Source organism: Ferrovum sp., from assembly GCF_027317285.1.
Classification (GTDB): Bacteria; Pseudomonadota; Gammaproteobacteria; order Burkholderiales; family Ferrovaceae; genus Ferrovum.
The window spans coordinates 1-925 of record NZ_DAHVHV010000124.1 but is presented as its reverse complement, the minus strand read 5'-3'; the positions used below and the strand labels follow the sequence as shown (position 1 = coordinate 925).

The window sequence follows — 925 nt, the reverse complement described above, 5'->3', positions numbered from 1 at the left end:
GTGCGTTTTGGCGAGGATGTCCAGGACTACAACAATTTTATGTATCAACTCTGGGAGTTGAAAAAACTCACCCTGGAGATGGTGAAGCCGTGAACCTGAAAAGATTGGAACGACCCGAATGATCAGGCGGTCATAAATCCCGGCAAACGGGAGGCTTTCGTATCGAAGGTGACTGTGGCTCTACATCCTGAGCGTCTGTTTTTTGCACCAATAAAACAATCCGCAAAATCGGCCTGGGACTCCCTCCAGATGAAAAGGGTTTCTTCGATGACAGGTTCATCCTCAAATTGAATGTCCATTGCATCCAACATGCCTGAAACGATCTCAATAAACTGAGTTTTTGGCACACCATATCGGCTTCGCAAAACCCACTCTGTTTCCAGCAATACCAACTGATTGACGAACACCCGCCGCCCCGATGCGAGTTCACGGGTGATCAATTTATGTGCCTTCTCGAACTGCGACTCGTCATCCCGTACCAGAAATCGAACGAGGACATTGGTGTCCAGGCCCAGCATCAGCGCGACAGGTGCTCGATGGGGACGGCTTTTCGACCTTTTTTGTACAACTTTCCGGCCAATTGGGTGATGCTCCCGGCTTTGACACGCAGTACCACGGTGCCATCAGGCATCAAGGTAAAAGTCATGCGATCGCCTGGCTTCATGCCGAGACTGTCCCGGATTTCCTTCGGAATGGTCGTTTGACCTTTGCTGGTCAGTGTGGCATCGGCTGCCATAGTGGCTCTCCCTTATTTCCTTACATTTCCCATTTTAGTAATGGATCAGAAAAAAGGCAATTGTACTGATCCGGTATTTTATAACTGAACTTTAGACATATGCCTCTCCCAACCGTCCCGGATTTTTCCTGGTGGTGGGGTGGGCCGAACACAAAAACAGGACGATTCGACCATGACAGACGGGAGGTT

General features: G+C 49.5%; 2 protein-coding genes. Both read right to left on the bottom strand.

What is annotated here, in order from left to right:
- Positions 1 to 122: 122 nt before the first annotated feature.
- On the bottom strand, positions 123 to 518 hold the full coding sequence (locus M6F29_RS11850) for a type II toxin-antitoxin system VapC family toxin (RefSeq protein ID WP_298160169.1): 396 nt from the start codon (positions 516 to 518) through the stop codon (positions 123 to 125).
- Positions 518 to 736, bottom strand: coding sequence for an AbrB/MazE/SpoVT family DNA-binding domain-containing protein (locus tag M6F29_RS11845; RefSeq protein ID WP_297478962.1), 219 nt, complete (start codon positions 734 to 736; stop codon positions 518 to 520). The genes M6F29_RS11850 and M6F29_RS11845 overlap by 1 nt, the downstream gene beginning before the upstream one ends.
- Between the last annotated feature and the right edge of the window lie 189 nt (positions 737 to 925).